The sequence below is a fragment of the Sulfitobacter sp. F26169L genome (assembly GCF_026410285.1).
In the GTDB taxonomy this organism is placed as follows: Bacteria; Pseudomonadota; Alphaproteobacteria; order Rhodobacterales; family Rhodobacteraceae; genus Sulfitobacter.
In genome coordinates, this window is sequence record NZ_JAPMLP010000004.1 from 368,199 (window position 1) to 393,948 (window position 25,750).

Consider the following 25,750-nt stretch of genomic DNA (forward strand, 5'->3'; position numbering starts at 1 on the left):
AGGCCACCAGCAGCGCAACCGTGGCAACACGGCCCGACATCTTGGGATCGGGTTTGGGTTCTTTCATCGCAATATCCACCATATGACTGTCAGGATCAGTAGCGCCACCACTGCTGTTAACGCGCTGCCCACGCGCGAGCGTTCGGGGGCGCGGGGCGTGGGTGTCACACCTGAATAAAGCTTCGCTGAAGCGGTCGCAATCGGCACTGCCGACCTTTCCGATTTCGGTTCGGCGTAGGTGCCGATCAGGGTCAGATCGGATGAGGGATGCAGGGTCACATCGCCGTCATTGCTGACCCGTGAAAACAGCAATAAAACATAGCCGTCCAACGCATCCAGACGCGCGCGATCTGCACGGACGGCAGCTTTGTCCACGTCATAGCCGTCTGTCAGATAGGCGGGCAGGCCGACACCTGCCAGATCGGACAGGGCAAAAAGCTCTATGTCGTCTTGTGACACCGGATGCGACAGCAGCGTTGAGGCCAGCGCCGGTTTGCTGTGCTGTTTTAGCAGGCGCGCCATTTCGGACATGGGCCGCGAAATGGCAAATACGCGGATCACGCCACGCTCGGCTATTGGAATTTCAATCACCGACATTTTTCAACGCCTTCCAGATGGGGCAGTAATGCATCTGCGGTTTCGATGTAATCAAACCCCAGGTCCGTTTTTTTTCTGGTGTCCATACGCAAGAAGATCACGCTTGGGGGAACGGTTGCACGCTGGCGCGGTGTGATTGCAGTGTGCCGCGGATACGCTTTTGCGCGCGTATGATCACCGCCGACGTAGAAAAACAGCGCGCGTTTGTCTGTGAGCGCATAGCGGGTCGCAGCGTAGGTCTGTAATTGCTGCCATGTGGCGCGCGCGGGGATAATAATCAGCAGCGCAGGCAGGATTAGCAACCACATGTCGCCGTCGGATCCTGTGGTAAAGATGATAAACCACGCCGCCGCGAGCAGCCCTGTTGCTGCAAATGGCGCAGGGGCATACAGGCGCCAGTTGCGCCAATGCAGGCGCGGCTTCGGACGGCCCGTCCACAGCAGGTTTTCGTCCGGTTCCAGCACGTTGCCCCAAAACTCTGTTGTGCTCATGCGCGGTTTACCACCAGATTGCGCGCCAGCAGGTCCATCGCGGCCATGCGCACGGCGACACCCATTTCGACCTGATCCTGAATAACACTGCGATTGATGTCATCGGCTAGCGTTCCGTCAATCTCCACGCCTCTGTTCATCGGGCCGGGATGCATGACAATCGCATCCGGCTTGGCGTGGGATAACTTCTCTGCATCCAGCCCGTATCGGTGGTAATACTCCCTTTCGCTGGGGATAAATCCGCCATCCATGCGCTCTTTTTGCAATCTCAGCATCATTACAACGTCGACGTCTTTCAGCCCCTCCTGCATGTTATCGAACACCTCAACACCGAATTCCTCAATGCCCGAGGGCATCAGGGTTGGCGGTGCGATCAGGCGGATACGGTTTTCCATTTTGCCCAGCAGGATGATGTTGGAGCGGGCAACGCGGCTGTGCGCAATATCGCCGCAAATGGCGATGGACAGGCGGTGCAGGCGTCCTTTGGCGCGGCGGATGGTCAGCGCATCCAGCAACGCCTGCGTGGGGTGTTCGTGCCGCCCGTCACCGGCATTCAACACTGCGCAGTTTACCTTTTCGGCCAGCAAATCCACCGCACCCGATTGCGGATGGCGCACCACCAGCAGATCGGGGTGCATGGCGTTCAGGGTCATGGCCGTATCGATCAGCGTCTCGCCCTTCTTGATGGAGGATGCCTGCATCGCCATGTTCATTACATCCGCGCCAAGGCGCTTGCCCGCGATCTCGAAACTCGCCTGTGTGCGGGTCGAGTTTTCAAAGAACATGTTGATCTGGGTCAGCCCCTTCAGCGCGGCACCGTGTTTGTCGGGCTTGCGATTCTGCTCTGCATAGCTGTCGGCAAGGTCCAGCAGGGTGGTGATTTCACGCGGGTGCAGCGGTTCAATGCCAAGCAGGTGGCGGTGGGGATAGCTCATTGAGGGGTAACCTTACGCTGTTTGGCCCGTTATAGGCATGCAGGCACAGCGCGGCAAGAAGCGGCGCAAGGGGCATTTTGATCTGGTGAGACGGGGCGTAGAGTGTCCACATGGAATCAGTAGATTTTCACACGGCGCGCGCGCTATTGGAGTGGCAGATGGAACTGGGCGCTGACGAGTGCATCAGCGACACGCCCGTTGACCGCTATGCGCTGCCGGACCGTCTGGCCAAACCGAAAAAACCCGATGCAAAGCCGCATCTGACCAAAGGTCCGGTCAAGCAGACCGAGCGTGATCCCGTTGCCGAAGCGCAGGCCGCTGCGAGCGGGGCTGCATCGCTGGAGGAATTGCACGAGGCAATCGCGGCATTTGAGCTGTGTGATTTGAAACGGGGCGCACGAAATATGGTCTTTTCCGACGGTATAGCGGGCGCGCCCGTAATGATTGTGGGCGAGGCGCCCGGCCGCGAAGAAGACCGCGCCGGAAAACCCTTTGTCGGTGCGGCAGGGCAGCTGCTGGACAAGATGTTTGCAGCCATCGACATGGGGCGCACAAATTCGGACGCGCCGGTGTACATCACAAACACACTGCCATGGCGCCCGCCCCACAACCGCGATCCCAAACCCGAAGAAATTGCAATGATGAAGCCGTTTTTGCTGCGCCATATTGAACTTGCAAAGCCAAAGGCATTGGTGGTGATGGGGAACTGGGCCTGTCAGGCGCTTTTGGCAAAGCGCGGCATCACGCGGCTTCGCGGTAACTGGACACAGGTGATGGATATCCCCGCACTTCCCATGTGCCATCCTGCCTACCTGCTGCGCAATCCCGAGGCAAAGAAAGACGCTTGGGCCGACTTGCTGAGCCTCAAGGCCGCACTTGCGAAATGATTGATCCGGTTATCCTGCTTGAATTTATTCCGGCGGCTTTGGCCCTGAATGTCACGCCGGGGCCGGATATGATGCTGTGTCTCGCACAAGGGATGCGATCAGGCCGCCGCGCCGCTTGGGCGGCCAGTGCCGGCGTCAGCACGGGATCGATGGTGCATGTCACCATTGCCGGCCTCGGGCTGGGCGCGATTATTGCCGCCTTTCCTTGGGCTTTCGACGTGATCCGCTGGATCGGGGTCGCGTATCTGCTGTATCTGGCCGTGCAGGCGTTTCGCAGCAGTAAGGCAAGGGCGAACGCACGCGGTATGCGCCCGTTGCTGGCCTATCGCGCGGGGTTGATCACCAACTTGAGCAATTTCAAGGTTATATGGTTTGTGCTTGCCTTCATCCCGCAATTTGTCGTGCCCGATGCCGGTCCGGTATTTGCCCAATTTCTTGCCTTTGGCGCGATGATTGCCGGCGGCGGCTTTGTGGTGAACGGGTTGGTTGGTGCTTATGCGGGGACGCTGGGTGCAAAGCTGATACAATCCAGCAAGGTATTGGGCTATGTCACAGGCACAATCTATGCGGCTCTGGCCGCGCGGCTGGCTGTTATGGAGTGAACGATGAGCGTGATTGACGAAACCAAGGACTTTATCGCGGTGCGCATTGCGGTGCTGACGGTGTCCGATACCCGCAGCCTGGCTGAGGACCGATCGGGTGATGTGCTGGTGGCGCGGCTGACCGAAGGCGGGCATCATCTGGCAGATCGCACGATTGTGCCGGATGAGCGCGCAGAAATCGCGCGGCAATTGCGCGAATGGTGCGCCGACCCGGAGATTGACGTTGTTATTTCGACAGGCGGCACGGGCCTTACCGGCCGTGATGTAACGGTCGAGGCACATCGCGATGTCTATGAAAAAGAGATCGAGGCGTTTGGTACTGTCTTTACCATCGTTTCCTTGCAGAAAATCGGGACCAGTGCTGTGCAATCTCGGGCAACAGGCGGGGTCGCCAACGGCACCTATCTGTTCGCACTGCCGGGCAGTCCGGGTGCGTGCAAAGATGCGTGGGATGAAATCCTGATGAGACAGCTCGATTACCGTCACAGGCCCTGCAACTTCGTCGAGATTATGCCCCGTCTGGATGAACACCAGCGCAGAAAATAGGCGAGCCGTAACATTAGCTGGTGAAATTGTGACGGAAAATCGCCCACCGCGCGTATATGATATGTAGGGCGTCAGCATATGCTGCGCCTGAACTGTTGTTGAAATGACAAAAGCGGATGCACAATGCGGTTTCTGAGGCAAAGTATGATCGGCCTGTTTCTGGCGGCTGTAACGCTTGGGCTGTTGGTCTGGGCGGTGCAGATGGTCACAGGTGCCGTGCAAACCCGCATGGCAGACACGGCAACCGCTCCGCCTGCGCGCGAACGTGTCTTTACCGTCAACGTTGTGACTGCTGAAACCGATACGCACACGCCCGTCCTTGAAAGCTTTGGCGAAATCGCAAGCCGACGCACGCTGGAACTGCGCGCTGCTGTCGGGGGGCGTGTGGTTGAGCTTGCCGAGGGGTTTGAGGACGGGGGGACTGTAAACGCTGGCGATGTTCTGGTGCGTATTGATCCGGCAAACGCACAGTCTGCTTTGCAGCGGGCGCAAAATGATCTTGCCGATGCGCTGGCCGAAGAACGCGACGCTGCGCGCGGCCTTGAACTGGCCAGGGATGAACTGGCAGCAGCGCAGGAGCAGGCGGAATTACGCAACCGCGCTGCCACCCGTCAGACTGATCTGGCTGATCGCGGTGTTGGTACAGCAGCGGCATCGGAAACCGCAGAACTGGCCGCATCTGCCGCGCGGCAGGCTGTACTGGCGCGCCGTCAGGTACTGGCCCAAGCCGAAGCGCGTGTTGATCTGGCAGCCACCCGCACCGCCCGCGCGCGCATCGCGCAGGGTGAAGCACAGCGGCGGCTGGATGATACCGTGCTGCGCGCGCCCTTTACAGGCACGTTAAGTGCGCCAAACGTGGTCGAGGGCCGCTTGGTCAACGCCAACGAGCGTCTGGCAGAGCTGATTGATCCCGATGATCTGGAAATGTCGTTTCGCGTGTCCACGGCGCAATATGCCCGTCTGCTGGATGCACAGGGCCAGATATTGAAAGCCGATGTGCGCGTGACGCTGGATGTCGCGGGTGTCGATCTTGCGGCGCGCGGTCGGGTGACACGCACTGCCGCAGCGTCTCAGGCGGGCCAGACAGGCCGCTTGATATTTGCCGCACTCGAGCAATCGCGCGGTTTTAAACCGGGTGATTTTGTTACCGTTCGGGTGCAAGAGCCGGCATTGGAAAACGTGATACGGTTGCCTGCCTCGGCAGTTGATGCTGCTGGTGGTGTCCTGCTGTTGGGGCCGGATGACAGGCTGGAGGCCGCGAATGTGACGATCCTGCGCCGACAGGGTGATGACGTGCTTGTGCGCGGTGATGTTGCTGGCCGCGAAGTGGTTGAGGCACGCTCGCCGCTGTTGGGTGCCGGCATATCCGTCAAGCCGCTGCGCAAGGGGGGAGCAGCCCCGCAGGCCCCGAAAATGCTGGAACTGACCCAGGAGCGGCGCGCAAAACTGGTGGCCTTTATCGAAGCAAACCAGAGAATGCCGAAAGAGGCAAAGGCGCGGGTGCTGGCGCAGCTGGCAGAGCCGCAAGTGCCTGCAAGCATGGTGGAGCGGATCGAAAGCCGGATGGGGGGCTAGGCCATGGCGCGCGCAATCCCCAAAACCGCAGGCGGAATTCTGTCTTATTTCACGCGGCACAAAACGGCTGCAAACCTGCTGCTGGTATTGATGCTGGTGGCCGGCATTGCGGCAGCCCCCAACATGCGCGCACAGTTTTTCCCGGATGTGATCCTCGATAGTCTGTCTGTTTCCACGGTCTGGCAAGGCGCCGGAGCAGAGGACGTAGACGAGGCGATCAGTCAGGTTATCGAAACCGCATTACTGGGCCTTGAGGGCGTCGAAAGTTCAAGCAGCACGTCACGGGAGGGGCGCAGCAGCATATCGCTTGAGTTTGAAGCCGGTTGGGATATGGCGCGCGCGGCGGCTGATGTGCAAACCGCAGTGGATGCAATCACAACCCTGCCAACCGAGGCGGAAGAGCCGGTGGTAAGGCGTGGCGCGTGGCGTGACCGTGTGACAGATGTTGTGATCACCGGCCCTGTCGCCCCTGCACAGTTGGGCAGGTTCGCAGATGAATTTGTGACCCGCCTGTTTGCACAAGGTGTCACGCGCACAACCATTCAGGGTGTAGCGGCCCCGCAAACGCTGGTGGAAGTCGCATCGGCGAAACTGGTTGAATTCGATGTGAGTATGGCTGAAATCGCCGCTGCGATTGCTGCCGAAGTGAATGCCGATCCGGCGGGGGATGTTGATGGCGCAAATGCGCGGGTGCGGACCGGTACGGCCAAGCGCACACCGCAGGAAATTGCAGGGATCACCCTGCGCTCCAATCCGGACGGATCGAAGCTGCTGATTGGTGATGTGGCGGTTGTGCGGGCCGAAGGGGTGGACCGCGAGCGGAGTTATTTCGTGGGCGACAGCCCTGCGATGTCTGTTCGGGTGGATCGCTCTGATCGGGGGGATGCCATTGAAATTCAGGAACGGGTTGAAAAAGTCGCCGCCGAGCTGGCGGCAAGCCTGCCTTCCGGTGTTTCGGTCGAGTTGATCCGTACCCGCGCCGAAGCTATAACAGGGCGGCTTGATTTGTTGATCAACAATGGTCTGGTGGGCCTCGGGTTGGTTCTGGCGCTGCTGTTCCTGTTTTTGAATGCGCGCACGGCATTCTGGGTTGCGGCAGGTATTCCGGTTGCCATGGGGGCAGCTATAGCGCTGATGTATCTGGGCGGTGTGACGATCAATATGATCTCACTGTTCGGGTTGATCATCACGCTGGGCATTGTGGTGGATGACGCGATTGTCGTGGGTGAACATGCCGATCACCGCTACCGTCTGGGCGGGATGAGCGCGGCCCAAGCAGCCGAGGGTGCCGCGCAGCGCATGGCGATGCCTGTTTTTGCCGCTACGCTGACCACCGTGATCGCGTTTTTCGGTCTGGTTGCTGTGGGGGGGCGCTTTGGTAATCTTATCCGTGATATTCCCTTTACCGTGATTGCCGTGCTGGTCGCTTCCCTGATCGAGTGTTTCCTGATCCTGCCACACCACATGAAAAACGCTCTGTCCGGTATCGAACAGCGATCAAGGTTTTCCGTGGCGAAACTGATTGCTGGCAGCATGGTCAGCGCAGTTGTTCTCAGCGTGCTGATCGCGGTGATCGTTTTTGCGGGCAGCTATGCGGTATTACGCCTCAGCGGGGGGGCTGCAACCCTTTCTTATGAGGGGTATCTGGCCTTTGCCGGTGTTGTGCCTGTTGTGATTGCTGCCCTGCTTGTGGGGGTGTTTATCGCGCGGCGCGGGATTGCCCGGCGGGTTGTCGATGTCATCGGTCGCCACGGAATTGATACGCCGTCAGTTGTGGTCAATTACGGTTTTGTCTGGGTGCGTGAACGTCTGTTCCGCCCGTTTATGGCAGGGGTGATTGCGGCGCGCTATGTCGTGCTGGCCGGTGTGGTGGCTGTATTGGCCAGCCAGGCGGCCCTGTTGATCCGCGGGGACGTGCAATGGCGCTTTTTCAACGCACCGGAACGGGGATCGGTGACCGGCAACTTCATTATGGCAGAGGGCGCAACCCGCGCTGACACGCTGGAAATGATGCGCGAGATGCAGCGCGCGACCAATGCCGTCGCCGCGCAGATGGAGGCCGAACACGGTGCCAATCCGCTGGATTACGTGATTGCGCAAATCGGTGGCAACGCGGGCTTTGGCCTGTCTGCTGCGGATGGAAAAGATGGTGATCTGCTGGGCGGGATTTCGATAGAACTGATCGACGCCGATCTGCGGCCTTATTCCAGCTTTGCTTTTGTGGGGCTTTTACAGGACGAGGTGGCAAAGCACCCGTTGGCCGAAACCGTCAGTTTCCGCGGCTGGCGGTCCGGTCCGGGGGGCGATGCGCTGGACGTTCAGTTTTACGGCGCGGATACGCAAACGCTCAAGGATGCATCAGAGGCGTTGCAATCGGCCTTGCTGCAATACCCCGAGGTCAGCGCGGTGCAGGACAATCTGGCCTACGACAAGGAAGAACTGATCCTTGATCTGACTCCGCAGGGCCTGTCGCTGGGCTTCACGATTGACCAGTTGGGACGCGTGCTGCGCAACCGCTTGGGCGGGATCGAGGCCGCGACATATCCCGAAGGTCCCCGATCGGCCGCGATTCGGGTTGAATTGCCCGAGGGAGAGTTGACCGCGGATTTTCTGGATCGCACACAGATGCGAACGCCCACGGGAAGCTACGTTGCGCTGGGCGATATTGTCAGCGTGCAACAGCGCACGGGGTTCAGCACAGTGCGGCGTGAAAACGGCATCAGATTGATCTCGGTCAGTGGCGACATATCGGAAGACGATGCCGCCCGCGCAACCGAGATCAGCAAAGCCCTGACCGACGACATCCTGCCGCGCATTGCGTCTGAACAGCAGGTTGAGTACCGCCTTGCGGGGCTGAGCGAGCAGGAGGACCAGTTTTTGTCTGACGCCCTGACCGGGCTGATCCTGTGTCTGACGGGCATCTTTTTGGTGTTGGCATGGGTATTCGGTAGCTGGACACGCCCCTTGGTTGTAATGGCGATTATCCCCTTTGGTCTGGTTGGCACGATTTACGGCCACAACGCATGGGACGTCCCGCTGAGCATGTTTACTGTCGTCGGATTGCTGGGGATGACGGGGATTATCATTAACGATTCCATCGTACTGGTGACCACCATTGATGAACACGCCAGTGATCGCGGGTTGATCCCGTCGATCATCGACGGCGCCGCTGACCGCTTGCGCCCGGTGATGCTGACGACCCTCACTACCGTTCTGGGCATGACACCCCTGCTGTTCGAGCGCAGCCAGCAGGCGCAATTTCTAAAGCCGACGGTCATAACGCTGGTCTATGGTCTTGGCTTTGGAATGGTGCTGGTGTTGCTGCTGGTGCCAGCGCTGATTGCTGTCCAGCACGATATCGGACGTCAGATTGTCGCTATGCGCCGTGGCCTGCGCGCGCCTGTGCGCGGCTTGCAATTGGGGCTGGTCGGGCTTTGGCTTGTTCTGCTGGGCTGGGGGGCGGTGACGCTGGGATATGCTGCGTTTGAAGGGGCTTTGCATCCCGTTCTCCCCCAAACGCTTCCCATGTTGGCAAGTGTTTCAACGATGCTGGCTGCGTTTTTGCTGTTTGTGGTTGGCGCGGCTTTTCTTGCGCTTGGCGGCTATGCGGCGGGTGCGGTGATGATGCTGATGCGCAGCCGCAAGACCGTTTAACCGGATGTACAACCGCGCAGATCAACAGCATGAGACGTGCCAAGCACGGTAAAACGGATTGCCGAACGGTCCAGCGCCAGTGGCCCCGATCCGTTTGGTACTATCTCTGCCTGCGCCGTCAGGGTGTTTCCGTTACGCTTGGCTGTGGCCTCGGACACCCAGACATCGGGGCGGCCCGCTTCGATCACAACATGTTCCTGTCCACCCGTTGAGGGTAATGAAAGCCGTGCGGTAATATTCAGACCTTTGTCAGACGGGCTAAGCGCGCAAGTCACGCCGCGCGCGCCGGCTTCGGATGCGGTATAGGGCTGTTCTGCCAATGCGGCAGCGATCGACGCAACCGGTGTCGCGCCAGTTGCACCGAGCGTCCCTTGCAGGGTCAGGGTTTGCGGAACACAGATATCCTTGCATACGCCGATTTCCATCTTCAGCTTTATCTGCACAGGCTTGTCTGTCCGTTTTGCCGCAACCGACAGGGGAAGGATCACCTGATTGGTGTACCCGACAGAGCGCATGCCGTTTTGCTCAAACACCACCGGCGTGGGCCAGCTGACAGAAACACCTGACAGGTTCTGCGAGCCTTTCCAGTTAAATTCGGGCGGAATACCTGCATCACCGGGGGCGCGCCAGTAGGTTTTCCATCCGTCCGCCAAGATGATGCGCACAGCGCTAACGCGGGTTCCGTCCGCCTGTTGCCAGCCGTCGATCAGCGTCGCAATGGCAGGAACCCCGACAGGATCACCGGCATGTGCGGTGGTGACGGTTGTGATCAGCGCGGTTGCGCATAAAATAGATTTCATCATCCATCCTATGTGGCCGCACATCCGTGATTTGCCAAGTCACAAGTCGTTCAGCCATGTTTCGCTGATGATGCTTGCGGCCTGTGACCGTGGTTGTCACACTGTACCGGAACACACGTGAATGAGGCCGATATGAACTTAGCTGGACAGCTTCTAATTGCGATGCCGGGGATGAGTGATCCACGGTTTTCGCGGTCGGTTATTTTTATCTGTGCCCACTCGGGTGAGGGGGCGATGGGCCTGATTGTGAACAAGCGCGCGGGTGATATGACCCTGCGCGAGATATTCTCGCGGCTTGAGATCGAGACAAAGGGCGGACCACTGGCCAAGCCTGTGCATATTGGCGGTCCCGTCGAAACAGAGCGCGGATTCGTTCTGCACAGGGATAAATCGCGGCTGGCGCCCGATGCATTGGTGATACCGGACGGATATGTCCTGACATCGACGCAAGACATTCTGGCAGACATCGGGGCAGACAAGGGGCCGGATCCGTTCCTGTTTACGCTTGGCTATTCCGGCTGGGGACCGGGACAGCTGGAGCATGAAATCACGCAAAACGGCTGGCTGACCGCGCCTGCGTCACCCGAATTGGTTTTCGACACGGCCCATGCACAGGTGTGGGATGCGGCATTGCGCAGTATCGGGATTGATCCGGTTTCCCTGTCAGGTGCAGCGGGCCGCGCCTAGCTGCGCGGGGCTGCGGCGCGCTGCAACCGATCATTGATTGCACGCCCCAGCCCCTCCATCGGAACGGGAGCCACAGCGATTTTGCCGCCCAGCGCATCCAGTTGATGCAGGTGGTCAAAAAGATTGGCGGCAGCTTCGCACAAGTCGCCACTGGCAGAGAGGGTCAGCGTGCCTGCTATCGGCCCGAAGCCCAACATATGCTCGTCCTCAAGCGGTTCTGTCGCGTTCAGCCGCACCACACCGCGTGGCGCATAGTGTGATGAAAGCTGGCCGGGGGCGGTGATATGTGCCTGATCGGGCGTACTCAGGGTCTGACCCAGCACGTTTTCGATGTCTTCCGTGGCAAGCCCGCCCGCGCGCAGCAGTACCGCGCGGGTTTCATCAAACCCGATTATGGTGCTTTCAAGCCCGACACTACACGGCCCATCATCGACAACAGCGGCGATGCGTCCCGATAGACCACTTAGCACATGATCCGCGGTTGTTGGGCTGATCCGGCCCGAGGGATTGGCGGAGGGCGCGGCGACCGGTCCGCCGAATTGCGACAGCAACGCTTGCGCGGCCGGGTGGGCGGGTACACGCAGTGCAACCGTGGGCAGGCCAGCTGTCACCAGCGAGGAAAGCCCGTGACCGTCGCGCAGGGGCAACACCAATGTCAGCGGCCCGGGCCAGAATGCCTGCGCCAGTTTTTCAGCCTGCGGCGTCCAGTCAACGTAGTTTCGCGCAGCATCGATGCTGGCGAGATGCACAATCAGCGGGTTGAAGGATGGCCGTCCTTTTGCCGCATAAATCGAGGCAACGGCTTCGCCTTGGCGCGCATCCGCACCCAGACCGTAAACCGTTTCGGTGGGAAAGGCGACCAATGCACCGCCTTGCAGCAGCGTGGCTGCTTGTTCCAGCCCGTTGCGATCTGCTTGCAGGCGTTGGGTTTTTATGGACATGGCCCGCTCCTTTGGCTATGACGCGGCGTTCTGGTTGCACCAGATCAAAATTGGCCTCACTCTGGAGGTCTGCAGCTTTGGTGGTGGTGTCTTGATCGCTATCAACTGCTGCGCTGGTTTCTGAGAGAGATTACTATGACGTATCGCGCGCCTGTTGAAGACTACAATTTCCTGTTTGATCATGTTGTGAAACTGGAGGCGTTACGCGGCACCGAACTGTACGGCGATGCCACCGATGATGTGACCCGTGCGATTCTTACCGAGGCAGGCAAGCTGTGCCAGGAAGTGCTTGCTCCGCTACAACGGCCAGGTGATCTGAACCCCGCGCGGCTGGAAAACGGTGTTGTGCGTACTTCGCCGGGATATCACGAAGGGTTCAAAGCGATTGCCGAAGGCGGATGGGTGGGGATGTCTGCCGATCCGGAATATGGCGGTATGGGTCTGCCAATGGCCCTGAACGCAGCTGTCAGCGATATGATGAGCGCGGCGTGTGTTTCATTGCAGCTGGCGCCTTTGCTGACGCAGGGCCAGATCGAAGCCCTGGAACATCACGCCAGCGATGCGTTGAAAGAGTTGTACCTGCCCAAGCTGACCAGCGGCGAATGGACAGGCACAATGAACCTGACAGAGCCGCAGGCGGGATCGGATGTGGGGGCGCTGACCACCAAAGCGGAGGAAAATGGCGATGGCACATACTCAGTTACCGGCCAGAAAATCTATATCACGTGGGGCGATCATGATTTTGGCGGCAACGTTTGCCATTTGGTGCTTGCGCGGTTGCCTGATGCGACTGCCGGTGTGCGGGGCATCAGCCTTTTCATGGTGCCGAAACTTCTGCCCGATGAAAACGGTGATCCCGGCACACGCAATGGCGTTAGTGTTGTCAGCCTTGAGCACAAACTGGGTATTCATGGCTCGCCCACCTGTGTGATGCAGTTCGATAAGGCCACCGGATGGCTTGTTGGCGAAAAAGAGGGCGGCATGGCTGCGATGTTCACAATGATGAACAACGCGCGCCTCAGCGTCGGCTTGCAGGGCATCGGTGTGGCTGATGCCGCTTATCAACATGCGCTGGCCTATGCGCAGGAACGCAAGCAGGGCAAAACCGCGCCCGCCGCCGAAGCAGATACAATCATCGGCCATGCGGATGTGCGCCGTATGCTGGCAACGATGAAGGCAGATATATTTGCTGCGCGCGCTATTGCGGTGTCCAATGCGGTGGCGATCGACATGGCAAAGGCCACTGGTGACAAAGCATGGAAAGCCCGCGCCGCGCTACTGACCCCGATCACCAAAGCCTTCGGCAGTGATACCGGCATCGCTGTTTCCGAAATGGGTATCCAGATACACGGTGGTATGGGGTTTGTCGAAGAAACCGGTGCAGCGCAGTTCAGCCGCGATGTCCGCATCACCGCAATTTATGAGGGCACCAATGGCATTCAGGCGATGGACCTTGTTGCACGCAAGATGATGGACGGCGGCGAAGCGGCTATGGCGCTGCTGGACGAGGTTGGCGAAGATGTAGAAGCTGCGCGCGCGGTCTTTCCGCGTCTGGCAAACGAAGTTTGGGAAGCCTGCGAAAGCATGCGCGAAGCGACAGAATGGCTGGTGGCACAAACCGATATGCAAGACCGTTTTGCCGGTGCTGTTCCGTATCTGCGTGCATTCGCGCGGGTCTTGGGGGCGCATCTGCACCTGAAAGCGGCGATGGCGGATCGTGGCGGCGCGCGTGAAAAATTGGCGCGTTTCTATATCCAGCGGATGCTGCCTGAACATACCGCGCTGTTGGCCCACGCGCAGGCGGGTGCCGAGGGCCTGTTTGCCTTGACGGACGAAGAGCTGGCATCGTAATGGCTGATATTGCACCGAAGGGCCTGCGTTACCCGTGGGACACGCCGCCTGTCGGTGCGGCCGCAATCGAAGTTGCTTCGGGCGTTCTGTGGCTGCGGCTGCCGTTACCGATGAAGCTTGATCATGTGAATGTCTATGCGCTGGATGAAGGCGACAGTTGGACCGTCATCGACACCGGCTTTGCCTCGAAGAAAACCAAGGCGCTTTGGCAGGAGATCATCGACGGACCGCTGGGCGGCAAGCCCGTTTCGCGTGTAGTGGTCACACACCACCACCCGGACCACATCGGGCTGGCAGGCTGGTTCCAGACAGAGCTTGGCGCCGAACTTGTCACAACCCGCACCGCATGGCTGACCGCGCGGATGCTGACGCTGGATATTCAGGATGTAGCGAACCCGCAATCGCTGGCGTTCTACCGCTCTGCTGGGATGGATGATGCGATCTACACCAAACGCGCCGCCGAACGTCCGTTCAACTTTGCCGATATTGTTGCGCCCTTGCCGCTGGGTTTTACCCGCATCAAACAGGGGGACAGCATCATGATGGGGGGGCGTACATGGGACATCCACATGGGCAACGGCCACGCGCCCGAACACGCAACATTCTGGAGCCGTGACGACAATCTGGTGATCGCGGGTGATCAAATCCTGCCCTCGATCAGCCCCAATGTCGGTGTTTACGCAACCGAACCTATGGCCGACCCTATCGGAGAATGGCTGGAAGCCTGCGAGCGTCTGGCTCCGCTGGGGCGCGAAGACCATCTGGTTCTGGGGGGGCACAAGCTGCCCTTTACCGGCCTGCCGACGCGTATGCGTCAGCTAATTGATAACCACCACGGCGCGCTGAAACGCCTTCTGGAATACATTGATACCCCCAAAACGGCTGGCGAAGTGTTCTCACCCTTGTTCAAAAGAGCGATAGGCGAGGGGGAATATGGCCTCGCACTGGTTGAAGCTTTCGCGCATTTAAGCCACCTTCATCAAGAGGGCCGTGCCGTTCGGACACAACGCGAAGACGGGGCATGGCTGTACCAGCGGAAGGGATGAGCCATGGGCGACCAGATTGAAACCGCAGCCGAAGCCGCAGAAAATAGCGCGCTGCCCCGCGTTCACGAAGTGCATAATGATCCGGAGGCCAAAAACGCCAAGGATCAGCCGATCCCCAAATGTATAGCGGAAAAGCCTGTTGCGCAAAAATCTCCGGCTCAATGGGCTTACGAACGCACGGTGTTATACCTCAAAAAATTCGAAGAGGGGCTGGATGACGGCCACGAGATCGCGATGGGGTTTGCCGGAACCGATGCCGGCGTGTTGAAGATCGACGGCATGGGTTATTTTGATCCTGATGTAGTGACATTCTACGGCACCGATCCTTCCGGCAGTAAAATGCAGCTGGTGCAGCATGTTAGTCAGCTGAATGTGGTGTTTCGTGCTGCTCCGAAGGAAGTAGAGGCGGAAAAGCCGAACAGAATAGGGTTCAAGCTGTTGCAGGATCTGGAGCAAGGCGAGACATAAGCGCGCCCTCTTGGCGTTAATAGACAAATCCGGCGTGACAGGGCGGGCGAAATGGCGTAACCCCTGCCCGAGACTTAGCCACATATGACGAAAGGGACACCCCATGGCAGAACATGAACATGGCAGCATGAACGCAGATGCGCAGGAAAAGACATTCGACGGTTTCGTTACCTTCGTCACCCGCGCGGCAATGGTGATTATCGGTATCCTCATTTTTATGGCGATTTTCGCGCGCTGAACTTACGGACGATTTGATGTTTAAACCTTTACTGGTGCTGACCTTGTCTGCTGCCGTGCTTGCAGGGTGCGCTGAAAAAGGGAAAGAATCGCCTCAACAGGCGATAGAGGCTGCAATTTATCCGCATCGCGGACAGCCAAAGATCACGCTGATTACAATGATCAACAATCGCACAGGTTCGGGCGGGCATTCCGCGCTGCTGGTGCAAGGGACACAATCGGTCATGTTTGATCCCGCAGGCTCGTTCGAGCATGATGACGTGCCCGAACGCGGTGATGTTTTGTACGGAATGTCACCCAGATGGATACAGGTTTATAAATCCGCCCATGCGCGCACCAATTACCATGTCGTTAGTCAGGAATTCGACGTAACGCCAGCGCAGGCCGCGCGTGCGATGCAACTGGTGCAGGCTTACGGCTCGGTTCCCAGCGCGATGTGCGCCAATGCAACTTCGTCAATCCTGAAGCAGATCCCTGGATTTCAATCGATCCGTCAGGGATACTACCCGCTCAAGCTGATGGAACAGGCCGAACAGTTGCAGGGTGTGAAAACGACGCGGTATTATGAAGACGATGAGGGCAATGTTACCGATGGTATCGTGGCCGCGGTTTCACCCGAGTAGATAGAGCAGCCCGTACAGGGTGCTTCCGCCACTCAGCACTGCCATTAGAACGTTTTTGGTGATCAGGCCCACAAGAAGGGTCACAGCCGCCGCTGCGGCGCGCGGTGTGTCAAAATCACCGCCCGTTGCAGCAGGCCAGACCACCTGAGGTGCAACCAGCGCAGGCAGGATGGCGACCGCAGTATAGCGCAGGTGCCGCAGCAACCACGCAGGCATCGCCCGATCTCCCACCAGTCCGGTAAAGACAAAGCGCAAGCCGAAGCTGCCCAGCCCCAGCACTACGATCACGGTCCAGAGGGTGCCTGTTTCTATCATTGCCGTGCCGCCTTTCTTTCAAGCCAAAGCTCTGTCTGCGCCCCTGCCATCATGCCCGCAATGCCTGCAATAATCAGGCCGAGTGAGTAGGGGACACCCGCCGCGAGAAGAGCAAACACAACGGCGACGAGAGCGGCAACAACGTGTGCTGCAGTGCGAAACATCGGTGCAATCATCGCCAGAAACGTAATCGGAATAGCGAAATCAAGCGCCCAACTGTCGGGAATTTCTGCACCCAGAAGCGCGCCGATCAGAGTGAAACCGTACCAAAGCGGGACAATCGGCGTTACAGCGCCAAGGAAGTAGGCAACCCGATCGGCCACGGTCATCTCCGGTTCCGCTTCGAACTTTGACACCCCGACGACGTAAGATTGATCCACAGTCAAATAAGCACAAAGCGCCCGCTGCCACAGCGGGGCCGCGCCGATATACGGCGTCAGGGAAGCCGAATACATCGCCATGCGCAGATTGACGGCCAAGGCCGAAATCAGAACAATCACGGTCGGCACGTTTTCCTGCATCAATTGCAATGCGGTGAATTGCGCGGCACCTGCAATCACCACAATGGAAAAAGCCATTGTTTCGACCACATTCAGCCCTGCCTCAACAGCGAGGACACCGAACAGGGATGCAAACGGGATAATCACCAGAATGAACGGGCTGGCGTCGATAATCCCTTGGCGATAGAAAGATTTGCGGGTGGAAGTGGTCATGCGATGCCCCTAGGTTGAACCCACTGCGTAGCGTGTTGCCACAGGGGGTGCAATTGGCTGAACTCGATGATTTGTCCGACTATCTGATCGCGCCTGATCCTGCCGCGGCGCGTCTGACCCGCCGTGTGACGGGGCTGGACCAGAATGGCGCCCCCTGCGACATCAATGTCGTGGAGGAGCGGCCGCTGACGATCTACCTCAACAGTCAGGAAATTGTAACCGCTATGACGATTGGGGATTACCCTGATTATCTGGCGTTGGGGTTTCTGCGCAATCAGGGGATGCTGCGTGCGGATGATGAAATCACACGCGTGGATTACGACGAAGAACTTGAAACAGTTGTGGTGCGCACCGCCCGCCAGACCGATTACGAAGACAAGATGCGCCGAAAGACCCGCACCAGCGGCTGTGCGGTTGGCACTGTCTTTGGGGATATGATGGAGGGGTTGGAGGGCGTGGTGCTGCCGCAAACTTCTGTGCGCACCTCCTGGCTGTATGCGCTATCTGCCAAAATCAACCGCACGCCGAGCCTATATTTGCAGGCGGGTGCGATCCATGGCACCGTCCTGTGCTGCGCGGATCGGCCGCTGGTCTATATGGAGGACGTCGGGCGCCACAACGCCGTTGACAAGATCGCGGGCTGGATGCTGTCCGAAGGTGTCGGACCAGCGGATAAGATCCTATACACGACAGGGCGGCTGACCTCTGAAATGGTGATCAAGACGGCGATGATGGGTATTCCGGTACTTGCGTCCCGCTCGGGGTTTACGGCGTGGGGCGTGGAGATTGCGCAGCAACTCGGCCTTACCCTGATCGGGCGTATGAAGGGGCGGCGCTTCATCTGCCTGTCGGGCGAGGATCGCCTGTTGCGAGACGCCGATCCTGCCACAGTTGCAGAAGAGCCGAAGCGGGCAGGCCGCAAGAGCGCACAATGAGTTACGCTCTCTCATATGTCCTGACACCTGAAATGCAGAATCGTGCGATGGTGTCATGGGCCACCCCCCTGCGCAGCCGCGCGGAAAAGCTGGGTCGCTTTGGCGTGGGGGCGTTGGGATATGTGGTGCTGGTGGGCGTCGTCCTGACGTTGCTTCGAACCGATTTTGCAAACAGGAAGATGCTGTTTTCCGCCACGTCCGGCTTTTGCGCGGCTATTGCTTTCTGGGCTGTATCTCACAAAATAAGCACCGCCAGATTGAAGCGGGGCGCCAACGAGGCCTTAGCCCGTCAAGGTGTGGTTCACGCAGAATCTTCCAAGCAGAATGTGGCCCCTGTGACTGATATCAGCACGGGCACAACGGATTGGCGCTGTTACGAGGATGCCTTTGCGATGCGCGGTGCTAGTGTTCTACGCTCTGGTGCGTCCGTCTTTCCGGTGCCTGATATGGCGCTACCTGCGGGTACTTCACCCGATGTATTCAGGGCCGATCTGAAGCACTGGATCGAGGAGGCAGGATGAATCCGGTTTATGTGTTCCGTTTTCATCAGGACGCCAAGGCGCTGGAAGCGTCGCTGCGCGTCGCTCCTCCGGTGGTTAAAGTACCCGGATTGACTGCCGCGAAAATTCTGCGTTGGCTGCATTGTGTGCTGTTGCTGCTTGGGGGTGTCAGTGTCGGGTACCTTGCCTCGCATCTGCTGACCGGTACGCCAACCTTTGCACATTGGGGGACTGCTGTGGGATTGGCGCTTTCGTATATCGCAATTTTCGGCAGCATATTCGTCACGCTTCCCATGATGGTTCGCCAAATACTCGCCACGCGGATCAATCAGGGGGAGATTGAGATGACCGTTGATCAAGCAGGTGTGCAAACCCGCAGCAGGCATTTCCAATCACAGATTGATTGGGCAGGTGTCGAAGGCATTACCAAGACGAAAAAGGGATTTGTCATCTGGGTCGGCGGCAATCGCCCGTCAATTCCGCTTCACGCGTTTGAAAGCGCGGCACAGATTGGTGCGTTTGAGTTGGACACAACAAAATGGCTGGAGGATTCACGATGAAGCAACCTTTCGGAATCATTCTAGCTGGGGGGCAGGCCACGCGCATGGGCGGTGGTGACAAGGGGATGCGCCTGCTGGGGGGGCAGAGCCTGCTGTCGCGGGTTGAGGCGCGTCTGGCGCCACAGGTGGCAAGTATTGCGCTGAACGCGAACGGCGATGCCGCGCGGTTCGCAGATTTGGGTATGCCGGTTATTGCCGACAGTGTTTCAGGTTTTGTCGGCCCGCTAGCGGGTGTGCTGGCAGGGATGGATTGGGCCGCTGCGCAGGGCGCGGACACGATTGTGACTGCCGCCGCCGATACACCGTTTTTCCCCTGCGATCTGGTGCCGCAGCTTTTACTGGCGTCCGAAGGGATGAAACATCCGCTGGTTCTGGCTGCAACACCTGACGCAAAGCGGGGCCGCGCGCGCCATCCCACATTCGGTTTGTGGCCTGTCGCGCTGCGTGATGATCTGCGTGATGCGCTTCACGACGGATTGCGCAAGGTTGTTCTCTGGACAGATATGCACGGCGGGCGGGAGGCGCTATTTCCGCAAGAGGACGCATTCTTTAACGTCAACACGCCCGATGATCTTGCCCGCGCAGAGGCGATGTTATGAAGGTCTATGGTATTGTCGGTTGGAAAAATGCAGGCAAGACAGGATTGATGGAGCGGTTGGTGTCTGAAATCACCGGCCGGGGATTCACGGTTTCGACCGTCAAACACGCCCATCACAGTTTCGATGTGGACCATCCTGGAAAGGACAGTTTCCGCCACCGCGAAGCAGGCGCATCGCAGGTGTTGTTGGCCTCCAAAAGCCGCACCGCTCTGATGCATGAATTGCGCGGCACACCGGAGCCGTCGCTGGATACACTGCTGACGCAGCTTGCGCCTGTCGATCTCGTGCTGGTTGAGGGGTATAAACGCGATGCCCACCCCAAAGTTGAAGCCCACCGCGCAGTGACGGGAAACCCCCTGATCGCGCCGGATGATCCGACTATTCGCGCCATTGCCAGTGATACGGTGCTAAATAGTGACCGCCAGGTTTTCAATCTGGATGACACGGCTGCGATTGCCGATTTCATACTGTTCGAGGTGGGGTTGTGATGCCGTTCGATACCTTTGTTGTTGTGGACTGGTCAGCGGGAAAACGGGCAGGTCCGACGCCGCGAAAGGATTCAATCTGGCTGGGAATAAACCGTAAAGGCGCAAGTCAGGAGCCGGTTTATTGTCGTTCGCGCCACGATGCAGAATCGGTAATTTCAAAGTTGATATCGGATGAGCAGGCCGCCGGTCGCCGCCTGCTTTGCACCTTTGATTTTCCGTTTGGCTACCCGAAGGGGTTTTGCCGCCGTGTCACAGGCTCGGACGATCCGTTTGCGATGTGGGACTGGCTTGAGGCGCATATCACGGATGCGCCTGATGGCAGCAACAACCGCTACGATGTCGCTGAGATCCTTAACGAAAAATTCGCAGGTTTGGGTCCATTCTGGGGCAAATCACACAAAGACCGATGGCCTGCCTTGCCCTACCGCAAAATCGGGGTCAGTTTCGACATCATGTCGGAAAAACGCAGATGTGACGTGGTTGCAAAGGCGTCATCGTCTTGTTTCCAACTCGCGTTTCCACCCACTGTCGGCGGGCAGGTGCTGATGGGGCTTCCGGTTCTCAATCGGTTGCGCAGGTTGGGTGACGTGCGGGTCTGGCCGTTTGAGCGGTGGGAGGAAAGCGCCGTCGTGCTGGCGGAAATCTGGCCCGGCGTGATTGAGAAAGCTGTGAAAGCAGAGCTGGCGAAAAATGGCGCGGACAGTATCCGCGACCGTGTTCAGGTGCGCCTGCTGGCAGATGCGCTGGCACGATTGCCAGCGGCCCGTCTGGCCACGCATATGGCCGATATCCCTGACATCGCGGCGCAGGAGGCTTGGATTTTGGGCGCTGGCCTGTCGGAAGAGTTGAACGACGCCGGGCCTGTGGTGCCGCCCATCCGCGATGACTGCTTTGCCTTGCCGCAAGGTGTGCATTGGACGCCGGTGGACGAAGCCCTTTCGATGCTGCGCGCCCGGCTTTCCCCGGTGACTTCGGTAATTGATCTACCACTTGATCAGGCATGCGGGCGGATCGCTGCGGATGATATACGCGCCACACGTGCCAATCCGCCCCACCCGAATTCGGCGGTTGACGGATATGGTTTTGCAGGCGGTCGGGGTGAAGGTATTCATCGATTGCCCCTGACGCGAGGGCGCGCGGCGGCAGGCGATGCGCCGAAAACGGTTGCCGAGGGGGCCGCGATCCGTGTTTTGACGGGCGCGGCGCTGCCCAAGGGTGTTGATACCGTAATCTTACAAGAAGACGTGCTGGTAAAGGATGACAGTATCACCTTTCATGGCCCGCTAAAACAGGGGGCAAATACCCGCCGCGCCGGAGAGGACGTGAAAGCAGGTGCTACCATTCTGCACGCGGGCAGACGCATCACGCCATCCGATCTGGCGTTGCTGGCGGCAACGGGCAGGGCACAAGTTGCTGTGCGCGCTCCCTTGCGGGTGGGTGTCTTGTCAACAGGGGATGAATTGGTCGAGGCCGGTAATCCGGCAGCGGAAGGGCAGATTTATGATGCGAACCGCCCGATGCTATTGGCGCTGTTAGGGCAGTTAGGCCACGACGCCATTGATCTGGGCCGCGCGCCTGACAATCGCGAAGCATTGGGGAAAATGCTGGACAGTGCGGCACCGCGCGTCGATGCGATACTGACCAGCGGCGGTGCGTCAGCGGGGGACGAAGACCACGTTTCCGCCTTGCTGGAAGACGCTGGCGCGTTGTCAGTGTGGCGTATCGCGATCAAGCCGGGGCGTCCGCTGGCGCTTGGCATGTGGAGTGGTGTGCCTGTTTTCGGATTGCCCGGCAATCCGGTGGCGGCGCTGGTCTGCACGCTGGTATTTGCACGCCCTGCCTTGGCACAACTGGCTGGCGCAGGGTGGAGTGCGCCGCAAGGGTTTGATGTGCCCGCTGCATTTAGCAAACGAAAGAAAGCAGGGCGGCGCGAATACCTGCGCGCACGCATGCGGAACGGGCAGGCCGAAGTGTTTGCATCGGAAGGGTCCGGACGGATCAGCGGGCTGAGTTGGGCTGAAGGCCTGGTTGAACTGGAAGAACCCGCACGCGTTGTCCAATCTGGCGATATGGTGCGGTTTATTCCCTTCGCCAGCTTCGGGATTTAGTCAAACGTCCCTGCCACGCGACCAAGCAACATGAATGCGCGCGCGGTTCGTGTATCAGCCATGGCAGAAATCTCTGCGTCATCGGCGATTTTTTCAAATTCTGCGAACAGTTTGTCGAAACGGCGCAGGAAATGGTGCGCGGCATCGCGGAAAATCGGATCTTGCTTCATCCGGCCCGCTGTCAGCGCAAGGGAGGAGCGATCGCGGATGCCACCTAGTGCCGCGATCGGCCGTCCGCGCGCACCTTGGCCAAACATGCGCCAGATTTCAGGGCGGGCGCGGTCCGGTCGCAGATCGTCCATGTAAATTCCGTCCTGACTGAGGAGCGTCAGAATGTCCTGCGCGGCCTGAATAAGCTGTGCCGCATTGCGGTCTTTCATCGCGCGACGCAGGGCGGCAAAGCCTGCTTCGTCTTCAGCGGTTTCGGGGAAGTTCAACGCGCGGATCAGATCGTCATGTTCCAGCGGCGGTGTCATATCCACACTCTGCGTACCGAGGGCCAGCGTTGGCTGGTCTTCCGCAGCGGGGGCAATGGCGGGCGCGGCGGCACGCTTGTTTTCCTCACGGCGGGTCGAAAACGTTGCAAGCGCGGTTTCCGTCTTGCGCGTGGCGGCGGCAATTTCATCCAGTTTGCGGCTGACCGAAGGTTCTGTTGATATTCTGCCGCCTTGTTGTTGGGCGATATATGCGTGGCGGATTGCATCAATGGCGGCCTGCAAGCGCTGGCTTTCCTCCCGCATAACGCGGCTGGCGCGCGCGGCTGTTGCCGCGACCCAGATCATCGCAACGGGCATAAATACCGCAAGCATGGTCATCAGAAAACGCAGCCCGCCCTGACCATCAGGTGCGGGTGCCTGAGGCATGAACACAAAAAACACCAGACACCCCAGCAGCCAGACTGCCGACAGCACAACGGCGACAACTTCGATTCCGGTCACACCGTCGGGGCGTGCCTTGTCATAGATGCCTAGCGGCGTCGGGCGCGCGTTTGCCGGTTTTGATTTGCCCGAACGCGCTGCACCCGCCTGTAGGCGGGGCCGCTGTGGTTCTGGTGGTGATGCGTCAGACATGGTGCGCGCTCTTCTCAGGCGAATACAATCTTGAGGATTTCATAAGACTTCTGACCCCCAGGGGTGCGAACCTCGACGCTATCGCCTTCTTCCTTGCCGATCAGAGCGCGCGCAATGGGGGATTTGATGTTAAGCAGCCCTTTTTCGATGTTGGCTTCGTATTCGCCAACGATCTGGTAGGTTTTTTCTTCGTCGGTGTCTTCGTCCACCAGCGTCACGGTTGCGCCGAACTTGATCGCACCGGAAAGCTTTGCAGGATCGATAACATCCGCCAGCGAAATCGCGCCTTCAAGCTCCTTTACACGCCCTTCGATGAAGGACTGCTTTTCTTTCGCCGAGTGGTATTCGGCGTTTTCGGACAAATCCCCATGCTCGCGCGCTTCTGCAATCGCTTTGATGATGGCAGGACGCTCGACCGTTTTCAGGTGCTTTAGCTCTGTCTCAAGGGCCGTGTGGCCCCCGCGGGTCATCGGGATTTTTTCCATGGTAGTCGTGTCCGTAATACTAAGGCGCGCCCCGAAGGTGGTTCGGGGCGCGTGTTTGCGTTGCCTGTTACCTGACCCAACTTGCGCGCCAAATGCAAGCGGATAAGGCCGCAGCGCTGGCGTGGTTTCGCCGAGACGGTGGGCGCCGATTACGGAGCAGCATTGGTGAAATTACGGGGATTTGGCGTATTTTGCCGCCCGATAGACCAAAAACAGCTGCTCAAGAGTAATTTAACGCCTCGTCGTGATTGCAAACACCCATGGCAACCGATACCTCAGATAAAACGGTTTTTCACGGATAGGGAGCGCCTGCTATGGCCGAGATTGAACGCGAAGCGATGGAATACGATGTTGTAATCGTAGGGGCAGGCCCTGCGGGTTTGTCAGCGGCGATCCGTCTGAAACAATTGGATGCCGATTGCAATGTGGTCGTGTTGGAAAAAGGCTCCGAAGTGGGGGCGCACATCCTGTCGGGTGCAGTGCTAGACCCGTGCGGGCTTGATGCGTTGATGCCCGACTGGAAAGAGAAAGGCGCACCGCTGAATGTTCCGGTGGTTGAGGACAATTTCTATATGCTCGGCGCTTCCGGCGAAATCCGTATCCCGAACTTTCCAATGCCCCCGCTGATGAACAACCACGGCAATTACATCGTATCCATGGGCAATGTTTGCCGCTGGATGGCAGAGCAGGCCGAGGCGCTGGGCGTGGAAGTCTTCCCCGGTATGGCCTGTTCGGAAATCGTCTATGGTGACAATGGCGAAGTCAAAGGCGTTGTCGCGGGTGAATTCGGGATCAGCGCCGATGGCACCAAAGGCGACAGCTATGAGCCGGGGATGGAGTTGCACGGCAAATACGTTTTCCTTGGCGAAGGCGTGCGCGGCAGCCTGTCTAAACAGGTGATTGAAAAGTTCGACCTTGCCAAGGGCAAGGAGCCGCAGAAATACGGCCTCGGAATGAAAGAGATCTGGGAGATTGACCCTGCCAAGCATAAAGAGGGGTCTGTGACCCACACCATGGGCTGGCCGCTGGGCAAGAAAGCCGGCGGCGGATCCTTCATTTATCATCTTGAGAACAATCAGGTTTACGTCGGTTTTGTGGTCCACCTAGGGTACAAAAATCCGCATGTGTTCCCCTATATGGAATTCCAGCAGTTCAAACATCACCCTATGGTGGCCGAATTGTTGAAGGGCGGTAAACGTGTCGCATATGGCGCCCGCGCCATTACCGAGGGCGGATACCAGTCGATGCCGAAAATGGTTGCACCCGGTGTCGCGCTGCTGGGCTGTTCGGTCGGGATGGTCAACGTGCCCCGTATCAAGGGCAACCATAATGCGATGCTGTCCGGCAAGGCAGCAGCAGAGGCGGCTCATGCGGCGATCAAGGCAGGCCGTTCTGGTGATGAACTGCCCGACTATGAAAAAGAAGTCCGCGATGGCGCAATTGGCAAAGACCTGTACAAGGTGCGCAACGTCAAGCCGCTGTGGTCGAAATACGGCCTTACCGCGTCACTGGCGATTGGCGGATTTGACATGTGGTGCAACACGCTGTTCGGTGGTTCTCTGCTGGGCACATTAGGCCACGGCAAATCCGACGCCGAAGTGACCGAACTTGCCGAAAAGCACGAAAAGATAGACTATCCAAAGCCGGACGGCACGCTGAGCTTTGACCGCCTGACCAACGTTGCGTTTTCATTTACCAACCATGAAGAAAGCCAGCCAGCCCACCTGACGCTAAAAGACGCGTCCGTACCGGTGGAAGTGAACCTGCCGAAATACGCGGGCCCGTCAGCGCGCTATTGCCCTGCGGGGGTGTATGAGTTTGTCGAAGAGGCGGGCAAGGATCCACGCTTTGTCATCAACTTCCAGAACTGCGTGCATTGCAAAACCTGCGATATCAAAGACCCTGCGCAGAACATTGTATGGACCACGCCACAAGGCGGGGACGGTCCGAACTATCCGAATATGTAAACTTCATCCAAGCCGGTCATGGAAGGGGCGTAGCGGCAAATGCTACGCCCTTATTTGTGTGTTGACCAAG

Annotated in this window: 28 protein-coding genes; 19 read left to right on the forward strand and 9 right to left on the reverse strand. The window is 58.7% G+C overall.

Annotated elements, in window-relative coordinates; genetic code table 11:
- Positions 1 to 63: 63 nt before the first annotated feature.
- From OS189_RS11190 to OS189_RS11200, 3 genes are read right to left on the reverse strand one after another with little or no spacing between them, the layout of a single operon-like run.
- Positions 64 to 597, reverse strand: a complete 534-nt coding sequence (locus tag OS189_RS11190) for a hypothetical protein (RefSeq protein WP_267167390.1) — start codon at positions 595 to 597, stop codon at positions 64 to 66.
- A complete protein-coding gene (locus tag OS189_RS11195; protein ID WP_267167391.1) occupies positions 588 to 1,088 on the reverse strand; it encodes a hypothetical protein in 501 nt (166 codons plus the stop codon). The genes OS189_RS11190 and OS189_RS11195 overlap by 10 nt, the downstream gene beginning before the upstream one ends.
- A complete protein-coding gene (locus OS189_RS11200) occupies positions 1,085 to 2,023 on the reverse strand; it encodes an aspartate carbamoyltransferase catalytic subunit (RefSeq protein ID WP_267167392.1) in 939 nt (312 codons plus the stop codon). Before OS189_RS11200 ends, OS189_RS11195 begins: the two co-directional genes overlap by 4 nt.
- Positions 2,024 to 2,133: 110 nt before the next feature.
- On the opposite strand from OS189_RS11200, the gene OS189_RS11205 reads away from it, so the two are divergent.
- The 5 genes from OS189_RS11205 (at position 2,134) to OS189_RS11225 (ending at position 9,287) form a co-directional block, all read left to right on the forward strand.
- Positions 2,134 to 2,910 (forward strand): uracil-DNA glycosylase, encoded by a 777-nt coding sequence (locus OS189_RS11205; protein WP_267167393.1) that lies wholly within the window; start codon positions 2,134 to 2,136, stop codon positions 2,908 to 2,910.
- The gene (locus tag OS189_RS11210) at positions 2,907 to 3,512 is read left to right on the forward strand and encodes a LysE family translocator (RefSeq protein WP_267167394.1); all 606 of its coding nucleotides are present in this window, start codon (positions 2,907 to 2,909) and stop codon (positions 3,510 to 3,512) included. Before OS189_RS11205 ends, OS189_RS11210 begins: the two co-directional genes overlap by 4 nt.
- A 3-nt stretch (positions 3,513 to 3,515) precedes the next feature.
- Positions 3,516 to 4,058, forward strand: coding sequence for a molybdenum cofactor biosynthesis protein B (gene moaB / locus OS189_RS11215; protein WP_267167395.1), 543 nt, complete (start codon positions 3,516 to 3,518; stop codon positions 4,056 to 4,058).
- Between the two features lie 123 nt (positions 4,059 to 4,181).
- Positions 4,182 to 5,633, forward strand: a complete 1,452-nt coding sequence (locus OS189_RS11220; RefSeq protein WP_267167396.1) for an efflux RND transporter periplasmic adaptor subunit — start codon at positions 4,182 to 4,184, stop codon at positions 5,631 to 5,633.
- A gap of 3 nt (positions 5,634 to 5,636) precedes the next feature.
- Complete coding sequence (locus tag OS189_RS11225) at positions 5,637 to 9,287, forward strand: efflux RND transporter permease subunit (protein WP_267167397.1); 3,651 nt, start codon at positions 5,637 to 5,639, stop codon at positions 9,285 to 9,287.
- Here the strand turns inward: OS189_RS11225 and OS189_RS11230 are convergent.
- A complete protein-coding gene (locus OS189_RS11230) occupies positions 9,284 to 10,087 on the reverse strand; it encodes a protein-disulfide reductase DsbD domain-containing protein (protein ID WP_267167398.1) in 804 nt (267 codons plus the stop codon). The two genes, OS189_RS11225 and OS189_RS11230, sit on opposite strands and share 4 nt — an antisense overlap.
- Positions 10,088 to 10,219: 132 nt before the next feature.
- On the opposite strand from OS189_RS11230, the gene OS189_RS11235 reads away from it, so the two are divergent.
- Positions 10,220 to 10,774, forward strand: coding sequence for a YqgE/AlgH family protein (locus OS189_RS11235; RefSeq protein ID WP_267167399.1), 555 nt, complete (start codon positions 10,220 to 10,222; stop codon positions 10,772 to 10,774).
- Here OS189_RS11235 and OS189_RS11240 read toward each other — a convergent pair.
- Positions 10,771 to 11,715, reverse strand: a complete 945-nt coding sequence (locus OS189_RS11240) for an L-threonylcarbamoyladenylate synthase (RefSeq protein ID WP_267167400.1) — start codon at positions 11,713 to 11,715, stop codon at positions 10,771 to 10,773. The genes OS189_RS11235 and OS189_RS11240 overlap by 4 nt on opposite strands.
- Between OS189_RS11240 and OS189_RS11245 the strand changes: the two genes are divergently transcribed.
- From OS189_RS11245 to OS189_RS11270, 6 genes are all read left to right on the forward strand, one after another.
- Positions 11,714 to 11,839 (forward strand): hypothetical protein, encoded by a 126-nt coding sequence (locus tag OS189_RS11245; protein WP_267167401.1) that lies wholly within the window; start codon positions 11,714 to 11,716, stop codon positions 11,837 to 11,839. The genes OS189_RS11240 and OS189_RS11245 overlap by 2 nt on opposite strands.
- An 11-nt stretch (positions 11,840 to 11,850) precedes the next feature.
- Positions 11,851 to 13,566 carry an acyl-CoA dehydrogenase family protein gene (locus OS189_RS11250; protein ID WP_267167402.1) on the forward strand — a complete coding sequence of 572 codons (1,716 nt, stop codon included), beginning with the start codon at positions 11,851 to 11,853 and terminating at the stop codon, positions 13,564 to 13,566.
- Complete coding sequence (locus OS189_RS11255; RefSeq protein WP_267167403.1) at positions 13,566 to 14,612, forward strand: MBL fold metallo-hydrolase; 1,047 nt, start codon at positions 13,566 to 13,568, stop codon at positions 14,610 to 14,612. Before OS189_RS11250 ends, OS189_RS11255 begins: the two co-directional genes overlap by 1 nt.
- Positions 14,613 to 14,615: 3 nt before the next feature.
- Positions 14,616 to 15,080: a DUF6173 family protein gene (locus OS189_RS11260; protein WP_267167404.1), complete on the forward strand. Its 465-nt coding sequence runs from the start codon at positions 14,616 to 14,618 to the stop codon at positions 15,078 to 15,080.
- A 103-nt stretch (positions 15,081 to 15,183) separates the two neighbouring features.
- Positions 15,184 to 15,318 carry an aa3-type cytochrome c oxidase subunit IV gene (locus tag OS189_RS11265; protein WP_267167405.1) on the forward strand — a complete coding sequence of 45 codons (135 nt, stop codon included), beginning with the start codon at positions 15,184 to 15,186 and terminating at the stop codon, positions 15,316 to 15,318.
- 16 nt (positions 15,319 to 15,334) lie between these two features.
- Positions 15,335 to 15,940 (forward strand): hypothetical protein, encoded by a 606-nt coding sequence (locus tag OS189_RS11270; RefSeq protein ID WP_267167406.1) that lies wholly within the window; start codon positions 15,335 to 15,337, stop codon positions 15,938 to 15,940.
- On the opposite strand, the gene OS189_RS11275 is transcribed toward OS189_RS11270, so the two are convergent.
- Complete coding sequence (locus OS189_RS11275) at positions 15,929 to 16,255, reverse strand: AzlD domain-containing protein (protein ID WP_267167407.1); 327 nt, start codon at positions 16,253 to 16,255, stop codon at positions 15,929 to 15,931. The two genes, OS189_RS11270 and OS189_RS11275, sit on opposite strands and share 12 nt — an antisense overlap.
- Complete coding sequence (locus OS189_RS11280) at positions 16,252 to 16,968, reverse strand: AzlC family ABC transporter permease (protein ID WP_267167408.1); 717 nt, start codon at positions 16,966 to 16,968, stop codon at positions 16,252 to 16,254. Before OS189_RS11280 ends, OS189_RS11275 begins: the two co-directional genes overlap by 4 nt.
- A gap of 53 nt (positions 16,969 to 17,021) precedes the next feature.
- On the opposite strand from OS189_RS11280, the gene OS189_RS11285 reads away from it, so the two are divergent.
- The 6 genes from OS189_RS11285 to OS189_RS11310 are packed head-to-tail and all read left to right on the forward strand — an operon-like array spanning position 17,022 to position 22,158.
- Positions 17,022 to 17,903, forward strand: a complete 882-nt coding sequence (locus OS189_RS11285) for a formate dehydrogenase accessory sulfurtransferase FdhD (protein ID WP_267167409.1) — start codon at positions 17,022 to 17,024, stop codon at positions 17,901 to 17,903.
- Positions 17,900 to 18,424, forward strand: a complete 525-nt coding sequence (locus OS189_RS11290; protein ID WP_267167410.1) for a hypothetical protein — start codon at positions 17,900 to 17,902, stop codon at positions 18,422 to 18,424. The genes OS189_RS11285 and OS189_RS11290 overlap by 4 nt, the downstream gene beginning before the upstream one ends.
- Positions 18,421 to 18,963 carry a YcxB family protein gene (locus OS189_RS11295; RefSeq protein ID WP_267167411.1) on the forward strand — a complete coding sequence of 181 codons (543 nt, stop codon included), beginning with the start codon at positions 18,421 to 18,423 and terminating at the stop codon, positions 18,961 to 18,963. The genes OS189_RS11290 and OS189_RS11295 overlap by 4 nt, the downstream gene beginning before the upstream one ends.
- Positions 18,960 to 19,562 (forward strand): molybdenum cofactor guanylyltransferase MobA, encoded by a 603-nt coding sequence (gene mobA, locus OS189_RS11300; RefSeq protein ID WP_267167412.1) that lies wholly within the window; start codon positions 18,960 to 18,962, stop codon positions 19,560 to 19,562. Before OS189_RS11295 ends, mobA begins: the two co-directional genes overlap by 4 nt.
- The gene (gene mobB, locus OS189_RS11305; protein WP_267167413.1) at positions 19,559 to 20,050 is read left to right on the forward strand and encodes a molybdopterin-guanine dinucleotide biosynthesis protein B; all 492 of its coding nucleotides are present in this window, start codon (positions 19,559 to 19,561) and stop codon (positions 20,048 to 20,050) included. Before mobA ends, mobB begins: the two co-directional genes overlap by 4 nt.
- Complete coding sequence (locus tag OS189_RS11310; RefSeq protein ID WP_267167414.1) at positions 20,050 to 22,158, forward strand: molybdopterin-binding protein; 2,109 nt, start codon at positions 20,050 to 20,052, stop codon at positions 22,156 to 22,158. Before mobB ends, OS189_RS11310 begins: the two co-directional genes overlap by 1 nt.
- On the opposite strand, the gene OS189_RS11315 is transcribed toward OS189_RS11310, so the two are convergent.
- A complete protein-coding gene (locus tag OS189_RS11315; protein WP_267167415.1) occupies positions 22,155 to 23,228 on the reverse strand; it encodes a hypothetical protein in 1,074 nt (357 codons plus the stop codon). The two genes, OS189_RS11310 and OS189_RS11315, sit on opposite strands and share 4 nt — an antisense overlap.
- Positions 23,229 to 23,242: 14 nt before the next feature.
- Positions 23,243 to 23,713 (reverse strand): transcription elongation factor GreA, encoded by a 471-nt coding sequence (greA, locus tag OS189_RS11320; RefSeq protein WP_267167416.1) that lies wholly within the window; start codon positions 23,711 to 23,713, stop codon positions 23,243 to 23,245.
- Between the two features lie 314 nt (positions 23,714 to 24,027).
- On the opposite strand from greA, the gene OS189_RS11325 reads away from it, so the two are divergent.
- The gene (locus tag OS189_RS11325) at positions 24,028 to 25,680 is read left to right on the forward strand and encodes an electron transfer flavoprotein-ubiquinone oxidoreductase (protein WP_267167417.1); all 1,653 of its coding nucleotides are present in this window, start codon (positions 24,028 to 24,030) and stop codon (positions 25,678 to 25,680) included.
- Positions 25,681 to 25,750 lie beyond the last annotated feature (70 nt).